This window comes from Paraburkholderia sp. GW821-FHT02A12, assembly GCF_059422005.1.
Window position 1 is genome coordinate 410,606 of record NZ_JBWKWA010000002.1, and the last position, 16,238, is coordinate 426,843.

General features: G+C 61.9%; 14 protein-coding genes. 8 read left to right on the plus strand and 6 right to left on the minus strand.

Annotated elements, in window-relative coordinates; genetic code table 11:
• Positions 1-64 precede the first annotated feature (64 nt).
• Complete coding sequence (locus tag AC07WT_RS23040; protein ID WP_492593079.1) at positions 65-1,648, plus strand: aldehyde dehydrogenase (NADP(+)); 1,584 nt, start codon at positions 65-67, stop codon at positions 1,646-1,648.
• 99 nt (positions 1,649-1,747) lie between these two features.
• Here the strand turns inward: AC07WT_RS23040 and AC07WT_RS23045 are convergent, their stop codons facing one another.
• The 3 genes from AC07WT_RS23045 to kdgD all read right to left on the minus strand — a co-directional run bounded on the left by AC07WT_RS23045 (position 1,748) and on the right by kdgD (position 5,180).
• The gene (locus AC07WT_RS23045) at positions 1,748-2,491 is read right to left on the minus strand and encodes a FadR/GntR family transcriptional regulator (RefSeq protein ID WP_492593080.1); all 744 of its coding nucleotides are present in this window, start codon (positions 2,489-2,491) and stop codon (positions 1,748-1,750) included.
• A 202-nt stretch (positions 2,492-2,693) separates the two neighbouring features.
• Positions 2,694-4,043 (minus strand): MFS transporter, encoded by a 1,350-nt coding sequence (locus AC07WT_RS23050; protein ID WP_494948726.1) that lies wholly within the window; start codon positions 4,041-4,043, stop codon positions 2,694-2,696.
• Between the two features lie 219 nt (positions 4,044-4,262).
• Positions 4,263-5,180 carry a 5-dehydro-4-deoxyglucarate dehydratase gene (gene kdgD / locus AC07WT_RS23055; RefSeq protein WP_494948727.1) on the minus strand — a complete coding sequence of 306 codons (918 nt, stop codon included), beginning with the start codon at positions 5,178-5,180 and terminating at the stop codon, positions 4,263-4,265.
• Positions 5,181-5,384: 204 nt separating this feature from the next.
• Here kdgD and garD point away from each other — a divergent pair, with 204 nt between their 5' ends.
• From garD to AC07WT_RS23090, 7 genes are all read left to right on the plus strand, one after another.
• A complete protein-coding gene (garD, locus tag AC07WT_RS23060) occupies positions 5,385-6,974 on the plus strand; it encodes a galactarate dehydratase (protein ID WP_494948728.1) in 1,590 nt (529 codons plus the stop codon).
• A gap of 28 nt (positions 6,975-7,002) precedes the next feature.
• The gene (locus AC07WT_RS23065) at positions 7,003-7,845 is read left to right on the plus strand and encodes an NAD-dependent epimerase/dehydratase family protein (RefSeq protein ID WP_494948729.1); all 843 of its coding nucleotides are present in this window, start codon (positions 7,003-7,005) and stop codon (positions 7,843-7,845) included.
• Positions 7,842-8,771: an SMP-30/gluconolactonase/LRE family protein gene (locus tag AC07WT_RS23070; protein ID WP_494948730.1), complete on the plus strand. Its 930-nt coding sequence runs from the start codon at positions 7,842-7,844 to the stop codon at positions 8,769-8,771. The genes AC07WT_RS23065 and AC07WT_RS23070 overlap by 4 nt, the downstream gene beginning before the upstream one ends.
• Before the next feature lie 587 nt (positions 8,772-9,358).
• Positions 9,359-10,351, plus strand: coding sequence for a TRAP transporter substrate-binding protein (locus AC07WT_RS23075; RefSeq protein ID WP_494948731.1), 993 nt, complete (start codon positions 9,359-9,361; stop codon positions 10,349-10,351).
• Between the two features lie 137 nt (positions 10,352-10,488).
• Positions 10,489-10,968 carry a TRAP transporter small permease gene (locus AC07WT_RS23080; RefSeq protein ID WP_492593087.1) on the plus strand — a complete coding sequence of 160 codons (480 nt, stop codon included), beginning with the start codon at positions 10,489-10,491 and terminating at the stop codon, positions 10,966-10,968.
• Positions 10,969-10,974: 6 nt separating this feature from the next.
• Positions 10,975-12,327, plus strand: coding sequence for a TRAP transporter large permease (locus AC07WT_RS23085; RefSeq protein ID WP_494948732.1), 1,353 nt, complete (start codon positions 10,975-10,977; stop codon positions 12,325-12,327).
• Between the two features lie 73 nt (positions 12,328-12,400).
• Positions 12,401-13,612: a porin gene (locus tag AC07WT_RS23090; RefSeq protein WP_494948733.1), complete on the plus strand. Its 1,212-nt coding sequence runs from the start codon at positions 12,401-12,403 to the stop codon at positions 13,610-13,612.
• 153 nt (positions 13,613-13,765) lie between these two features.
• On the opposite strand, the gene AC07WT_RS23095 is transcribed toward AC07WT_RS23090, so the two are convergent.
• The 3 genes from AC07WT_RS23095 to mnmH form a co-directional block, all read right to left on the minus strand.
• Positions 13,766-13,900 carry a hypothetical protein gene (locus AC07WT_RS23095; protein ID WP_492593090.1) on the minus strand — a complete coding sequence of 45 codons (135 nt, stop codon included), beginning with the start codon at positions 13,898-13,900 and terminating at the stop codon, positions 13,766-13,768.
• A gap of 80 nt (positions 13,901-13,980) precedes the next feature.
• The gene (locus AC07WT_RS23100) at positions 13,981-15,036 is read right to left on the minus strand and encodes a permease (RefSeq protein ID WP_494948734.1); all 1,056 of its coding nucleotides are present in this window, start codon (positions 15,034-15,036) and stop codon (positions 13,981-13,983) included.
• A gap of 24 nt (positions 15,037-15,060) precedes the next feature.
• On the minus strand, positions 15,061-16,128 hold the full coding sequence (mnmH, locus tag AC07WT_RS23105) for a tRNA 2-selenouridine(34) synthase MnmH (protein ID WP_494948735.1): 1,068 nt from the start codon (positions 16,126-16,128) through the stop codon (positions 15,061-15,063).
• Between the last annotated feature and the right edge of the window lie 110 nt (positions 16,129-16,238).

Genomic DNA, 16,238 nt, shown 5'->3' on the forward strand with positions numbered 1-16,238 from the left:
GCGCATGAAGTCGCCTATGTTATAGGATGACATATATCTTAGATGGTCACCCAAGGAAAGCGAAATGTCTATTACCGGCGAAATGCTGATTGGTCGCAAAGCGGTGCGCGGCGCGGAAAAACCATTGCTTGCGTTCAATCCTGCCACGGGATCCGACATCGCCGAGCCGGTCTTCGGTAGCGGCACGGTCGCCAATGTCGAACTCGCCTGCGAGCTCGCCCAGAAGGCATTCGACTCGTACCGCGCGTTGCCGCTGACGGTGCGTGCCGAGTTCCTCGAGCGTATCGCGGACGGCATCACGGCGCTGGGCGACGTGCTGATCCAGCGCGCGCACGAAGAGACCGGCTTGCCGAAGGCGCGTCTCGAAGGCGAGCGCGGCCGCACGACGGGCCAGCTCAAACTGTTTGCGCAAGTGGTGCGCGCGGGGCAATGGCTCGCCGCGACGCTCGATTCGCCGTTGCCGGAGCGCAAGCCGCTGCCGCGCTCCGACTTGCGCATGCAAAAGATTCCGCTGGGCCCGGTCGCGGTGTTCGGCGCCAGTAACTTCCCGCTCGCGTTTTCGGTGGCGGGTGGCGATACGGCTGCGGCGCTCGCGGCAGGTTGTCCGGTGGTGGTGAAGGCGCATCGGGCCCACCTCGGTACGTCGGAGATGGTCGGTCGCGTGATTCAGCGCGTCGCGCAGGACATGGACTTGCCCGAAGGCGTGTTCTCGCTGATCGTCGGCGCTGGCAATTCGGTCGGCGAAGCGCTGGTCGCGCATCCGGCGATCAAGGCGGTCGGCTTCACGGGTTCGCGCGCGGGCGGCACGTCGCTGATGCGCGTCGCGGCTGCTCGCGCCGAGCCGATTCCGGTTTACGCCGAGATGAGCAGTATCAATCCGGTGTTTCTGATGCCGAACGCGCTGGCGCAGCGTGGCGACAGCATCGCGCGTGGCTTCGTCGATTCGCTGGCGCTGGGCGCAGGGCAATTCTGTACCAACCCGGGGCTCGCCATTGCCGTCGACAGCGATGCACTCAAAGTCTTTGTGGCAACGGCGTCCGGCGCGCTGACCGCCAAGCCGGCTCAAACCATGCTCACCGCCGGCATTCACGCGGCGTATGAGGAGGGCGAGAACAGGCTGGAAGCGATCGAGGGCGTCGAAGCGGTGGCGCGCGGCGTCGACGCGACGGGTCCGACCCAGGCGCGCGCGGCGTTGTTCGTGACCGACGCGCAAACGTTCCTCGCGACGCCAGCACTCGAAGACGAGGTTTTCGGGCCGGTGTCGACCATCGTGCGTTGCAAGAACGAGCGGGAAATGCTTGCGGTGGCCGAACACTTTGCCGGTCAACTGACGGCCACGGTGCAGATGGACGGCAGCGATCTGCCGGCGGCGAGGAAGCTGGTGCCGATCCTCGAGCGCAAGGCCGGACGGATCCTGGTCAACGGTTTCCCGACGGGCGTCGAGGTTTCGCACGCGATGGTGCATGGCGGCCCGTTCCCGGCAACGTCGGATAGCCGCGCGACGTCGGTCGGTACGACGTCGATCGAGCGCTTCCTGCGTCCGGTGTGCTATCAGGATTTCCCAGCCGATCTGCTGCCCGGGTCGCTGGCCGACGCCAACCCGCTGGACTTGTGGCGCCGTCGCGATGGCGAAATCACGCGTAGCTGAGTGACAACTGAATCGCCGCTCGGCCATCGCAGAGCGGCGACTGGGATAAAAAATGGCCGGGATTTCCCGGCCATTTTTCCTGGGTGCCTGCGGTGCGGATCAGCTGTTCGCCTCAGCGGTTTCGTTGGCGCGCCGCAGCCGCTCGCGGCTATTGGACAGGTGCATGCGCATCGCCGCGCGCGCACCCTCCGCGTCATGCCGCGTGATCGCTTCGAGAATGCTTTCGTGCTCGAGGTTGACGAGCGACAGGTAGGCGTCCGGTTCCGCGCGCGCGATACCCGCCGAGTCGAGGCGGTTGCGCGGAATCAGCGCGCTACCCATCTGCGTGAGGATGTCGACGAAATAGCGGTTGCCGGTTGCACGGGCCACGGAGATGTGAAACTGCAAGTCGGCATCGACGCTATCCAGCCCATTGTGGCGGGTTGCTTCGATTGCATCGAGCGCCGCGCGCATGCGCGCGAGGTCGTCCGGTTTAGCGCGTTGCGCCGCCAGACCCGCACATTCCGTTTCGAGGCTGATGCGCAGTTCCAGGATCGACAACACGTCGCGCAGGGTGGTGGCAGGCACCATGTCGATGCCCAGCTTTTCGCGCGGCGGCTCCAGCACGAAGCTGCCGATGCCGTGACGCGTTTCGATGATCTTGCCGGCCTGCAAGCGTGAAATGGCTTCGCGGATGACAGTGCGGCTCACGCTCAGCGTGACCATCAACTGCGATTCGGTCGGCAGTTTGTCGCCGGGCTTCAAGGCGTTGGACGCGATCTGGTCGGTGACGTAGCTGACGACGAACTCGGCCAGATTGCGAGCGCGTCGTGGCGGTGCTGTGGAAGCCAGTGGTGTAGCCATCGAAAACGCCCCTCGAATCAGATAGTTGCAGATACTTCCTGCGTCCTATTATACCGTCGTCTGACGACTGATTATATAAACGCCGGATCATTTTGAGCGCACGCGGCCGCGATGCGGCGTCGCGGGTGGCAATGCGCGCCGGACGGGGCGTCTGCGGTTCATTCCGCAGCCGCCCCCAGGAAGTACGATAACTGTCCGACGATTATGAGCGGCGCAGTTCGACCCGCTTGATGTCTTTCACGATGACGAGATAGCTGAACACGGTGAGCAATGCATTCAGGCCCACGAACACGAGCGCGCCGTTGAACGAGCCGGTCTTCGCGACGAGATAGCCAATTACGATCGGCGTCACGATGCCTGCCACATTGCCGAACATGTTGAAGATGGCGCCTGAAAGGCCGAGCGCTTCCTTCGGCGACGTATCCGCCACGACAGCCCAGCCGAGCGCGCCGATGCCTTTGCCGAAGAAGGCGAGCGACATCAGCGCGACGACGATCCAGTCGGTCGAAACATAGTTGCAGCCGATGATGCTCACCGACAGCAGCATGCCGCCGACAATCGGCACCTTGCGCGCCAGCGTGAGCGAATGACCGCGGCGGATCAGCGCGTCGGACAGCGTGCCGCCGAGCACGCCGCCGGAGAATCCGCAGACCGCAGGCAGCGAAGCCACCAGACCGGCTTGCAGAATCGTCATGCCGCGCGCCTGCACGAGGTAGATCGGAAACCAGGTCAGGAAGAAGTAGGTCAGCACGTTGATGCAGTACTGGGCGAGGTAGACGCCGAGCAGCATGCGGTTGGTCAGCAACTGGCGCACCAGAGACCAGCCGCCCGCGTTCGTGATGTTCCCGGGCCGCGCTTTCTTGTGCTCGTTCACGACACCGCCGCCCTGTTCGATGTAGTCGAGCTCGGCGCGCGACACGCCGGGATGGTCGGCGGGATTCTTCATCACCTTCAGCCAGGTGAAGGCAAGTAGCAGCCCGGTCGCGCCCATCACCAGATAGACCATGTGCCAGCCGAACGCATGAGTCAGCCAGGCCATCAGCGGCGTAAACACGACTGCCGCGAAGTATTGCGCCGAATTGAAAATGGCCGATGCGGTGCCGCGTTCATTGGTGGGAAACCAACTGGCGACCACCTTGGCATTGGCCGGAAACGCCGGCGATTCGGCGGCGCCCATGGCGAAACGCAGCACGAACAGTGCGGTGACCGCGGCAGCCGTGCTGCCCAGCAAACCAATCGAGCTTTGCAACAGCGTGAAGAGTGACCAGAGGAAAATGCTCGCTGCGTAGACGCGTCGTGCGCCGAATCGGTCGAGGAGCCAGCCGGCCGGCAATTGCGACAGCACATAGGCCCAGCTGAACGCGGAGAAGATGTAGCCCATCCTGATCGCGTCGAAGCCGAACTCGGCGCGCATCGCCGAGCCGGTCACCGAGAGGGTGGCGCGGTCTGCGTAATTGAACGTCGTGATCAGGAAGATCAGCAGCAGAATCGCGTAGCGGACTTTGGTGCGCTTCGCGGCTAGAGTGGGGCTCGCCGTGCGGCTCACTTCCATGGTCATCTCCTGAATCTTATGCAAGGGAGTCGTCTCCCCGGCTTTGTCGTGCAATCAGCCGCGGCAGTGTTCGGCGGGCAAGTGGCGTTGTGCGGAAGTGCCGCCCGGCAGTCTGACGCTAGCCGTAAAAAACGCGCCCGGCGACGTTGCCATCCCGGGCGCTTCTGGCGGTGCCATGCCCGTGGAACGGGTTCATACGACCGTCGGGCGCTTACAGCGTTACTGCGGGCCGAGCGTTTTGATGAGCGCGTCGAGCTTGCTCATTTCTTCTTCGCTCAGATCGGTCAGCGGCGCGCGCACCGGGCCGGCGCTGTGGCCGACGAGCTTCGCGCCGGCTTTTACGATGCTGACCGCGTAGCCCGCGCGGCGATTGCGGATTGCCAGGTAAGGCAGGAAGAATTCGTCGATCAGCTTGCCGACGGTCGCGTGGTCGTCCGCAGCGATCGCGCGGTAGAAGTCCATCGCGGTCTTCGGAATGAAATTGAACACCGCCGACGAATACACCGGCACGCCTAGAGCCTTATAAGCTGCTGCGTAGACTTCCGCGGTCGGCAGGCCGCCGAGGTACGAGAAGCGGTCGCCGAGGCGGCGGCGGATCGACACCATGTTTTCGATCTCGCCCACACCGTCCTTGAAGCCGATCAGGTTCGGGCAGCGCTCGGCCAGACCTTCGAGCATATCGGCGTTAAGCTTGGAATTCGCACGGTTGTAGATGATCACGCCCATGTTCGGCACGGACTTGCAGACTTCTTCGGCGTGCGCGGCGATGCCTTCCTGGCAGGCTTCCGTCAGGTAGTGCGGCATCAGCAGAATGCCGTTCGCGCCGTGGCGCTCGGCTTCCTGTGCGTAGGCGATCGCCACGCGCGTCGGGCCGCCCGCGCCGGCGAGGATCGGCACCTTGCCCTTGCAGACTTTCGCCGCGGTACGCACGACGTTCGAGTAATCGTTATGCGTGAGCGAGAAGAATTCGCCCGTGCCGCCGGCGACGAACAGTGCCGAAGCACCGTAAGGGGCGAGCCACTCGAGGCGCTCGGCGTAGGTGTCGGCGCGAAACTCGCCTTGTTCGTCGAAATCGGTAACTGGGAAGGACAGGAGGCCTTCCGAAACGATCTGCTTGAGTTCCTGCGGTGTCGTCATGATGAGTATCCGGGCGTCAAATTGTTAGAAATGAAGATTTCTTATACGTCATCGTACAACAACAAATCGGCTAACTCAACGGGTTTTCACGGCATAATGCCTGTCATAGGGTAAATACGGAACGTCTGCACATTCTTCCATGTTATAGGATGACGTATGAATAGCTGGCGCAGCAGTCGTGCACACGCCATAAGGATCGATGCAATGGAAAATTCCCCGCTCTACATTCGCGTTCACCCCAATGACAATGTCGCGATCGTCGTCAACGACGGCGGGCTGGGTGAGGGCGCCGTGTTTCCCGATGGTCTCGTGCTGCGCGAGCGTGTGCCGCAAGGCCACAAAGTCGCGCTGGCCGACCTGGCGGAAGGCGACGAAGTCATTCGCTATAACGTAGTGATCGGCTATGCACTCAAGGCGTTGCCCAAGGGCAGCTGGATCAACGAACACGTGATCTGCATGCCGAGTCCGCCGGGACTCGAAGATCTGCCGATCGCCACCATCAAGGCGCCGGAGATGCCGCCGCTCGAAGGTTTCACGTTCGAGGGCTATCGCAACGCGGACGGCTCGGTCGGCTCGCGCAACATACTGGCGATCACGACCACGGTGCAATGCGTGGCAGACGTGGTTCAGCATGCGGTCACGCGGATCAAGGCCGAGCTGTTGCCGAACTACCCGAACGTCGACGACGTGGTGAGCCTTGGGCACACCTACGGCTGCGGCGTCGCGATCGACGCGCCGGACGCGATGGTGCCGATCCGCACGGTGCGCAATATCAGTCTGAATCCGAACTTCGGCGGCGAAGTCATGATGGTCAGTCTGGGTTGCGAGAAGCTGCAGCCTGAGCGCCTGATGCCGCCGGGCACGATTCCTATTGCCGCGGCTGCGAAGGTCGCCGAAGTCGCCGGCATTGGCGATGTCGAGGCGGACCTGAATGGCGACGTCGTCGTGCTTCAGGATGAGGCGCACGTCGGCTTCCAGTCGATGATCGAATCGATCATGAGGATGGCCGACGGTCATCTGAAGCGGCTGAACAATCGCCGGCGCGAAACCTGCCCGGCCTCCGATCTCGTGATCGGTGTGCAGTGCGGCGGCAGCGATGCATTCTCCGGCCTGACCGCGAATCCCGCGGTGGGTTTTGCGACCGACTTGCTCGTGCGGGCCGGCGCAACGGTCATGTTCTCCGAAGTCACCGAAGTGCGCGACGGCGTCGATCAACTGACAGCGCGGGCCGCCAATGCGGACGTCGCGGCGGCGATCATCCGCGAAATGCAGTGGTACGACGATTATCTGAAGCGCGGCGGCGCGGACCGCAGTGCCAACACCACGCCGGGCAACAAGAAGGGCGGCCTGTCGAACATCGTCGAAAAGGCGATGGGCTCGATCATTAAATCGGGTAACTCCGCGATCTCGGGCGTGCTGTCGCCGGGCGAGAAGGTCCGGCAGAAAGGCCTGATTTACGCGGCCACGCCGGCGAGCGATTTCATCTGCGGTACGCTTCAGGTCGCCGCGGGTATCAACCTGCATGTGTTCACGACCGGTCGCGGCACGCCGTACAGCCTCGCTGAAGTGCCCGTGATCAAGGTCGCGACGCGCACGGATCTCGCGCGCCGCTGGCACGACCTGATGGACATCAACGCCGGCACGATCGCCACGGGCACTGCGACCATAGAAGACGTGGGCTGGGAGCTGTTCCGCCTGATGCTCGACGTGGCCAGTGGGCGCAAGCAGACCTGCGCGGAAAAACTCAAGCTGCACAATGCATTGACGCTGTTCAATCCGGCGCCGGTGACCTGATTGATGTAATCACAAAACAGATAGAGACATGACCGACTCAACGATTGAACGCCCTTTAACACGTCAACCTTTCCGACGCCTGCTGCTCACCGGTGCCGCCGGCAACCTGGGCCGTCAACTGCGCGGCGCGCTTGCCGCCTGGGCCGATATTGTGCGCGTGACCGATATCGTGCCGCTCGGCGAACTGGCGGCGCATGAGGAAGCATCGATCGTCGATCTCGCGGATGAGGCCGCTGTTCACGCGTTGCTCGAGGGCGTGGACGCGGTCGTGCATCTGGGCGGCATCTCGGTCGAGGCGCCGTTCGAAGATCTGCTCGAAGCGAATATTCGTGGCCTGTACAACCTCTACTCGGCGGCGCAGAAGCAGGGCGTGAAGCGCATCGTGTACGCCAGCTCGAATCACGCGGTGGGTTTTCATCCGGTGACGTCGGTGGTGGATATCGACGCGCCGCTGCGTCCGGACAGCCTGTACGGCGTGACGAAGTGCTTCGGCGAATCGCTGTCGCGCTATTACTTCGATCGCTTTGGTCTCGAGACGGTGTGCCTGCGGATCGGCTCGTCGTTCGAGCAGCCTAAGAATCCGCGCATGCTCGTGACGTATCTGAGCTATCGCGACTTCATCGAACTGGTGCGTTGCTCGCTGTTTACCAATCGCGTGGGCCACGCGATCGTCTACGGTGTATCGGATAACCGCACCAAATGGGTGGACAACACCAAAGCGGCGTTCCTCGGCTTTCGTCCGCAGGACAGTTCGATCGAGTTCGAGCACCTCTTTCCCGTCACGGCGCCCACCGCGAATCTCGACGACCCCACGCAGCACTTCCAGGGCGGCCCATTCGTGCTGGCCGGTCCAATGGAGCCGAAGCGGTGAGCGCCACGACCAACCCGCGGGTGGAGCGGATCGAGGCCGCCGGGCAGGCGCCCGCGCTGGTCGGCGAGAGTCCGGTGTGGCGTGCAGCGGAACAGGCGCTCTACTGGGTGGACATCCCGGCGCAGAAGATCGTGCGGCTGCGGCTCGATGCGGCCGAGCGGTCCGAGTGGGTCTTGCCGGAGAAGGTAGCCTGCCTGGCGTTCGATCGTCGTGGCACGGTGCTCGCCGGCTGCGAGACGGGACTTTTTGCCGTCACGCTGCCTGAAGGCGCTATCGGTGGCGAACCGGTGGCGGTGACCGGCAGAAAACTCGCCGCGCCGTTCTTCCCGTTTGCCGATATGCGTTTCAACGACGGCCGTTGCGACCGGCAAGGACGCTTCTGGTCCGGCACGATGGTGCAGGACATGGCGGCGGCCAACCCGGCTGGCGCGCTGTATCGCTTCGACGCGCAGGGCGCGTTGTCGGAGCCGATTGTCGACGCATTGATCACGCAGAACGGCCTTGCCTGGTCTCCCGATGGGACGACGATGTATCTGTCCGATTCACACCCGTTGCGTCGGCAGATCTGGGCCTTCGATTACGACATCGAAGCGGGCGAGCCGCTTAACCGGCGCGTGTTTGCTGATCTGAATCACCACGCCGGCCGCCCCGACGGCGCTGCGGTCGATGCCGACGGCTGCTACTGGATTTGCGCGAATGACGCGGGTCTGCTGCTGCGCTTCACACCGCAAGGCAAGCTGGACCGGCAGATTGCGGTGCCCGCCATGAAGCCGTCCATGTGTGCGTTCGGCGGCATGGATCTGGATACGTTGTTCGTCACGTCGATTCGTCCCGGGGCGGGCGCGAATGAACATGACGGTCATCTCTTCGCGGTGCGTCCTGGCGTGAGCGGTTTGCCCGAACCGGAATACGCGGGCGAACTATAAACGATTAGGGTCTTTGAAAGGCGCCGGGGTGCCATTCACGCTGGCGCTATTCGTTTAATGTGGTAAATTCATCGCTCGTCGTACAACATAGTGGCATAAAAACCACTTTCCTTTCCCACCCGCTGCCACGAAAAATATAAATCCGCGTCGCCTTGTTTTGGCCTCTGCGCCACGCCTGGCAATGGCATTGGTACCTGCTGCAATACGCAAGCTATTGCGCCAAACCGTGCGCGGTGCGGGTAAATACCGGCTGTACAACTCAAACCGTGTTTTATAGACTTCGTATGTTGTCGTACAACATACGAGTCCAAACAAATTCCTTTCTGCGAACCTTTGGACCGCTGGGCACATAGTGCGGTGTTCCTTGTGCGCGTGACCAGCTCGCGCTGGGTTCATGTCGATGCAGTCGAAATAGAGAAGTGGAGTTGTCTGACAGGAGTGCTGGGCATCTGTGCCGGGGACGTCGCACAGGCCGGCACGGCAAAGCGCTCGCTACCTGCAAGGGCGGCAAGCGTCGCGCCGGAGACGTATCAAAACATGTCGCATCCGCAATCGATTGGATGGTCTAATTTTCGAGGAATTTCAAGATGAAAAATAAATCTGCCTCTTCCCATGTTTCGATGATTATCGCGGCCTCAGTGCTGGCATTCAGCACCGGCGCGGCACAAGCGCGTGTGTTTCGCGTGGCGGATGTGCACGGCGACACTTATCCGACCAACATGGCCGTGAAATACATGGGCGAAGCGATCAACAAGGCAACCGGCGGCAAGGATTCGGTGAAGGTCTTCGGCAACAGCTCGCTGGGTTCCGAAAACGACACGATCGATCAGGTGCGCATTGGCGCGCTGGACATGGCCCGCTGCAACGGCGCCGCATTCAACGAGATCGTTCCCGAGTCGATGATTCCGTCGCTGCCCTTTCTGTTTCGCGACATCGATCATTTCCGCAAGGTGATGTACGGCCCGGAAGGACAGAAGATTCTCGACGCCTTCAAGGCGAAGGGGATGATCGCGCTGACGTTCTACGAGAGCGGTGCGCGTTCGATCTACACCAAAAAAGCCATCCACTCGCCCGCCGACATGAAGGGCCTCAAGGTGCGCGTTCAGCCTTCTGATCTGATGGTCGATGAGATCAAGGCGATGGGCGGCACGCCGACGCCGATGCCGTTCGCCGAAGTTTATACGGGGTTGAAGACGGGGCTGGTCGATGCCGCGGAAAACAACCTCCCGTCTTACGAAGAGACCAAGCACTTCGAAGTTGCACCCGTGTATTCCGAGACCCAGCATTCGATGACGCCGGAAGTGCTGGTGTTCTCCAAAAAGGTCTGGGATACGTTGACGCCTCAGGAGCAGGACGTCATCAGGAAGGCCGCGGCTGACTCTGTGCCTTACTACGTCAAGCTGTGGACTGCGCGCGAAAACGACGCGAGCAAGACCGTCACCAAGGGCGGTGCGACGATCCTCGCGTCGTCGCAGATCGATCGTGCCGCATTCGTCAAGGTCATGCAGCCGGTATGGGCCAAGTACGAAAAGACGCCGCAGATGAAGCAGCTCGTCGACGAAATCCAGGCGGTCAAATAAGGTTCGGAAGTCAGGAAGCGGTGAAGAGACCGGCAGAATGATCTGCCGGCAGTTCTCTGCGAAGTTTCCTGAATCGTGATGTCGAACAGGATTTCTGAAGACTAACGATAAGTCCGTCGTGTGCAAGGATGGGGGCAATGAGATTCATGAAACGTCCAAACGATTTTCTCTTTCGCGTGTTGGCTATCATCGCGTCTATCAGCCTGGCCGCGCTGAGCCTGCTTGTCATCTACAGCGTCGTGATGCGCTATGTCTTCAGCGATGCACCGGACTTCGTCGAACCCATTGCCTTGCTGCTGGTGATCGTGATCGCCATGTTTGGCGCCGCGCTCAAAGTTCGCGAGAGCGGCCATATCGGGCTCGACTCGCTTGTCAAGAAATTGCCGCCGAAAGGCCGGATTATCGCGGAGGCGTTCCAACATGTTTGCCTGATCGCATTGTCCGTGGCGATTTTCTTCGGCTGTTTGCAGATGGCGGAGACCACGATGGAAGACCGGATTCCGATCCTGGGCTTGCCCGAAGCCCTGCGCTACTTCATTCCGGTCGTGGCCAGCGCCTGCATTGCTCTATTCTCGTTCGAGCACCTGCTGGCGCTTTTTGCACAGAAACAAAAATAGAACATCATGGAACTTGCCATTCTCTCCGTTAGCTTCCTCGTTTTCCTCATTCTCGGGGTTCCGGTTTCTTTCGCGTTGGGACTGTCGTGCGTCCTGACCTATCTATATGAAGGCCTGCCGGCTGCCACGGCGATGCAGTCGATGATTTCGGGCATGAACGCGTTTTCGTTCCTCGCGGTCCCGTTCTTCATTTTCTCCGGCGAGTTGATGCTGCACGGCGGCATCGCCGACCGTATCCTGCGTTTCGCGCAAGCCACGGTGGGGCATTTCCGCGGTGGCCTCGGCATGGCCAACGTGGTCGCGTGCACGCTGTTCGGCGGCGTGTCCGGTTCGCCTACGGCGGATACGTCCGCGATGGGCGGCGTCGTCATTCCGCTGATGAAGCGGGAAGGCTATAGCGCGGCCTATGCGGTCAATGTCACCACGCACTCGTCGCTGGCCGGCGCGCTGATGCCGACGTCGACGAACATGATCATCTATGCGTTCGCCGCCCAGGGGATCACCGGAACCTTGAACGGACACCCGACGAGCGGCGTCTCGATCGGCGATCTGCTGTTCTCCGGCCTGCTGCCGGTGCTGTGGGTGATGGGTTTCGTGCTCATCGCCGCGTACTGGCAGGCGGTCAAGTTCGGCTATCCGCGCCGCGCTGACGGCTCGACCGAACTGCAACGGTTTCCGGGCTGGTTCGCGGTGGGCCGCACGTTCCTCGGCGCATTGCCCGGCCTGATGGTGATCGCGATCATTCTGGTCTGCGTGGCGAGAGGTATTGCGACCGCGACGGAGGCGGCAGCGATTGCCGTGGCTTACTCGCTGGTATTGACCTTCATCGTTTATCGCACGATGACGCTGAAAAAGCTTTTCGTGGCGCTCTCCAAGGCGGCTAAAACCACCGGCGTGGTGCTGCTGCTGATCGGTGTGTCGAATATGCTGCGCTACCAGATGGCGTATCTGGAGATTCCCGACGCCATCGAACATCTGCTCGATGGCGCGACGAGCATCCCCTGGCTGATGCTGTTGTACATCAACATCATTCAGATTTTCCTCGGCACGTTCGTCGACATGGCGGCGCACATCCTGATCACCACGCCGTTGTTCCTGCCGATGGCGATGCACAGCGGCGTGGGCCCCGTGCAGTTCGGCATCATGATTCTGCTGAACTGCGCATTAGGGCTCGTTCATCCGCCGATCGGCTCGGTGCAGTTCATTGGCTGTGCAATCGGCAATGTGTCGATTGGGGAAACTACCAAGGTGGCATGGCCTTATTACCTGGCTATCTTCAGCGCGATCAACATCGTGACCTATGTTCCGATGTTTTCGACGTGGTTGCCTAGCCTCATCAATGGGCATCCGGTGTTTTGACGAGCGGATCTGGGGTCGGCGATGTCAAGACAACGCCGGAAATGAAGAATAAGTTTTTTAAACAGGAGTAAAAATGAAAAAGGCATTGGCAACCTCCGCCCTTGGGCTGGTCGCCCTCGGCGCGCACGCTCAGAGCAGCGTGACGCTGTACGGGATCGTTGATGCGGGGATCGGCTATCAGAGCAGCCAGACGTCGCTCGGGTCGACCTCGGGCGGGCGCTCGGTCGTCAAGATGGTCAACGGTATCTGGGCTGGCAGCCGCTTCGGCTTGAAGGGCGGCGAGGATCTGGGCGGCGGCACGAAAGCGATTTTCCAGTTGGAAGAGGGCTTTAACAGCGCAACCGGTGCACAGTCCGTCTCCGGCCTCGCGTTCAACCGCCAGGCGTATGTCGGTGTGACCAATCCCACCTACGGTACGCTGACGGCTGGCCGCCAGTACACGTCGTACTACACGCTGCTGTCACCGTATAGCCCGACCACGTGGCTGACCGGCGCCTACGGCGCACACCCGGGCGATATCGACTCGCTCGATACGCTCTACCGCGTGAACAACTCGCTGGTGTACACGTCCCCGAGCCTGCACGGCCTGACCGTGAGCGGATCGTATGCGCTAGGCGGCGTGGCGGGCAGCACGAATGCCGGTTCGACGTGGAGCGCGGCGGCGCAATACCTGAACGGTCCGTTCGGCATCGCGGCAGGCTTCCAGCGCATCAATAACTCGACGTCTGGCGGCGGTGCGTGGGGCACCGACTCCACGACATCGAATGCGGGCCTCCAGACGGCAGTGTCGGGTATCAACAACGGTTACCAGACCGCACAGGCGCAGCAGCGCGTTGCGGTGACGGGTGGTTATGCATTCTCGTCGCAATGGGACATCTCGTTCTCGTATTCGAACGTGCAATACATCCCGGGCATCCACTCGGCGTTCCACAACGAGGCAATCTTCAACACCGCCGGCGCAGTGCTGCATTACAAGCCGCTGACGGTGCTGGATCTGGCGGCCGGTTATAGCTACACGCGAGCAACGCAGTCGAACGGCATCTCGAGTTCGGCTCGCTATCAGCAGTTCAATCTCTCGCAGTACTACAGCCTCTCCAAGCGGACCGGACTGTATGCGCTGGAGGCCTATCAACGTGCGGGTGGCCAGACCCTGGTCCCGAACAAGACCGGTACAGCCACGAGCATCATCAACGCAACGGCCGATATCGGCGATGGCCAGAACGGCGCGCCGTCTTCGTCACGCAGTCAGTTTGCTGCGGGTGTAGGCATCATTCACCGGTTCTGATCGCGTAGTGTGGTGGCGGCGCCTATCGGTCGGCGCCGCCACGTTGGCGATACGTTTCGGAAAGGCGTCGCTGACAGAGCGTCGATCTGCTTCGCGATCCCGGAGCAGCGTCGCTTTGCGAAAGCCGTGCAGCGCTTGCGGCTGCCTTATGCATTAAGGGCGGAACAGGTCGAAGCCGGCCAGCGCGACGACCCCGCTTACGGCGATCAGCGACACCGAGTGCTGCCCGAAGTAAAGAATGGCCGCGGCCGACCAGGTCGCGATAGTGAATGCTGCGATGTGCTTCATGACGTCAATGCGGTGAGCGGCGGCTCGAATGCGTTGTGCCGCGAAGTGGTGATTATAAAACGGGCAGGGACAGGCAAGTTTCAAAACCCCAGGCCGATCGCCAACAGTCCACTCACGATCCCGCAAGCCACCACCGCCAAAGCCACCACGGTCAACACCCGCTTGGGAAACGAGCGCCCGAGCATGGCCATCGACGGCACGCTGATCAGCGGCAGCGTCATGAGCAACGCGCCAGCCGGACCGGCCGCCATGCCGAAGGCAAGCATTGCCTGAATGATCGGCACTTCGCCCGCGGTCGGAATCACAAACAATGTCCCGGCGATAGCGAGCCCGATGATCCAGATCAGGCTGTTGTCGATATTGGATCCGACGTGCGGAAACAGCCACGTGCGCGCGGCGCCCAGAATCAGCACCAGTACGATGTATTCGGGAATCAGCCGGATCGTCATTCTTCCGAGGATTTTTACCCAGCGCGTGAAAGCGGTGCCCGGATCGTCGGCGGCAACGAGTTGCGCCATGGCTTCGCGCGATGCTTCGGCTTCCTTCGGCGTGACCATCCTGTTCACGAGGTGGCCGAGGCCGAACACCATCACGAGGCCCAGCGCCAGCCGCAAGCCCATCCATTGCCAGCCGAGCACGAAGCCCATGAAAATCAGCGTGGCCGGATTGAGCGCCGTATTGCCCAGCCAGAACGCGATCGCCGCGCCCGGCGCAGCCTGACGGGCGCGCAAGCCCGCTACGACCGGCGCCGCGCAACAGGTGCACATCATGCCGGGCAAGGACATCAGCCCGCCGTTGACCACGCTGCTGAAATCGGTCCGGCCGAGCGCGCGTGCAACCCACTGCGGCGGAATCAGCGCCTGCACGGCGGAGCCGAGCAGAAGCCCCAGCACCATCGCCTGCCAGATCGCCTTGCCGTAGGCTAGCGCGTAGTCGACGGCCGCCTGCCACGATGCCGCCGGCGCGCTCGAAGACGTTCCCATCAGGATCGACTTGCCGATGGAGTGCTGGCTCGCGGCGACGAAAGCGCGGTTGTAGTAAGGGAACCACTTCACATAAAAGAGGCCGATCACGGCGATCAGCAGGAACACGATCCAGCCGAGCGCGACACGGGGTTGCCGAAGCGTTGTTTGCATGGTGGTCTTCGCTATAGATTCGTATCAGATCGAGGCGAGCGTGTTGCTGTCCAGCCGGGCCAGGAGTGCCTTCGCCTGTTCGACGGCGTCGGCGTCATTGGGCCGGAAATGCATCGGCGTTGCGTGTGGAAGCTGCACGAAATGTTGATGGCTGCTGCGCGCATACGCCGGATCGTAGTGCCGTCCGATCAGTTCGCGAGCGAGTTCGGCGCGCCTGTTTTCATCGACGAGCAGTTGCCAGCTGGTCACTCGCTCACGGCTGTGCAGACCGACCAGTTTTTGCAACTGCGCTTTCAGCGCTTCGGGATTGTCGAACAGGTGCGCATAGTCGTGCAGCAGAAACGCCGTGCGATCTTCGCTGTGCGACAACACCTCGACGCATGCGCCCCGATGAAACGTTTCGAGGAGCGCGAGCGGCAACGTAATCGAACCAATCCGCCGGCTCTCCGCTTCGACGAACACCGGCCGCGCGGGATCGAAGGCGCGCAGCGCAGTCACGAGCAGCGTGTCGAAACGTTTTTGCGAAGGCTGCGCGACGCCAGCCCAGGCGCCGAGTAACGAGCCGCGATGCGACGCCAGCGCTTCGAGGTCCAGTGTCTGCGCGCCTGCCTGGCGCAATGCGTCGAGCAGGCGTGTCTTGCCGCTGCCGGTCGGACCCACCAGCGCGATATAGCGGAAGGTCTTCGGCAAGGAGGCGAGCGTGTCGAGCGTCGCCTGTCGGTAAGCTTTATAACCGCCGTCCAGCTGCCGCGCCTGCCAGCCGATCATATTGAAGACTGTCGTGACCGAACCGGAACGTTTGCCGCCGCGCCAGCAATAGATCAGCGGCCGCCAGTGACGCGGCCGGTCCGCGAAGGTCGTCTCCAGATGCTGCGCGATGTTGCGCGCCACCAGCGCCGCGCCCACCCGCGAGGCTTCGAAAGGCGACACCTGCTTGTACATGGTGCCGATCAGCACGCGCTCTTCGTTGCTCAGAACGGGGGCGTTGAGCGCGCCCGGAATATGGTCATCCGCAAATTCAAGCGGCGTGCGCACATCGATGATTTCATCGAAATCACCTGATTTATCGAGGCTGACGAGAAGGTTTTTCAAGGGAAATGCGGTCGAGACTGACTAGCTGGCGGACTGAAATTATCGCATGGAGCGTCATTGCCGGCCGGCGAGCCGCGAAGTAGCGTCGCCGGACCGGCATCGCGCAGCAC

Coding starts and splice junctions, on each gene's coding strand:
- AC07WT_RS23040 (WP_492593079.1), top strand. CDS start 65: ATGTCTATTACCGGCGAAATGCTGATTGGTCGCAAAGCGGTGCGCGGC.
- AC07WT_RS23045 (WP_492593080.1), bottom strand. CDS start 2,491: ATGGCTACACCACTGGCTTCCACAGCACCGCCACGACGCGCTCGCAAT.
- AC07WT_RS23050 (WP_494948726.1), bottom strand. CDS start 4,043: ATGGAAGTGAGCCGCACGGCGAGCCCCACTCTAGCCGCGAAGCGCACC.
- kdgD (WP_494948727.1), bottom strand. CDS start 5,180: ATGACGACACCGCAGGAACTCAAGCAGATCGTTTCGGAAGGCCTCCTG.
- garD (WP_494948728.1), top strand. CDS start 5,385: ATGGAAAATTCCCCGCTCTACATTCGCGTTCACCCCAATGACAATGTC.
- AC07WT_RS23065 (WP_494948729.1), top strand. CDS start 7,003: ATGACCGACTCAACGATTGAACGCCCTTTAACACGTCAACCTTTCCGA.
- AC07WT_RS23075 (WP_494948731.1), top strand. CDS start 9,359: ATGAAAAATAAATCTGCCTCTTCCCATGTTTCGATGATTATCGCGGCC.
- AC07WT_RS23080 (WP_492593087.1), top strand. CDS start 10,489: ATGAGATTCATGAAACGTCCAAACGATTTTCTCTTTCGCGTGTTGGCT.
- AC07WT_RS23085 (WP_494948732.1), top strand. CDS start 10,975: ATGGAACTTGCCATTCTCTCCGTTAGCTTCCTCGTTTTCCTCATTCTC.
- AC07WT_RS23090 (WP_494948733.1), top strand. CDS start 12,401: ATGAAAAAGGCATTGGCAACCTCCGCCCTTGGGCTGGTCGCCCTCGGC.
- AC07WT_RS23095 (WP_492593090.1), bottom strand. CDS start 13,900: ATGAAGCACATCGCAGCATTCACTATCGCGACCTGGTCGGCCGCGGCC.
- AC07WT_RS23100 (WP_494948734.1), bottom strand. CDS start 15,036: ATGCAAACAACGCTTCGGCAACCCCGTGTCGCGCTCGGCTGGATCGTG.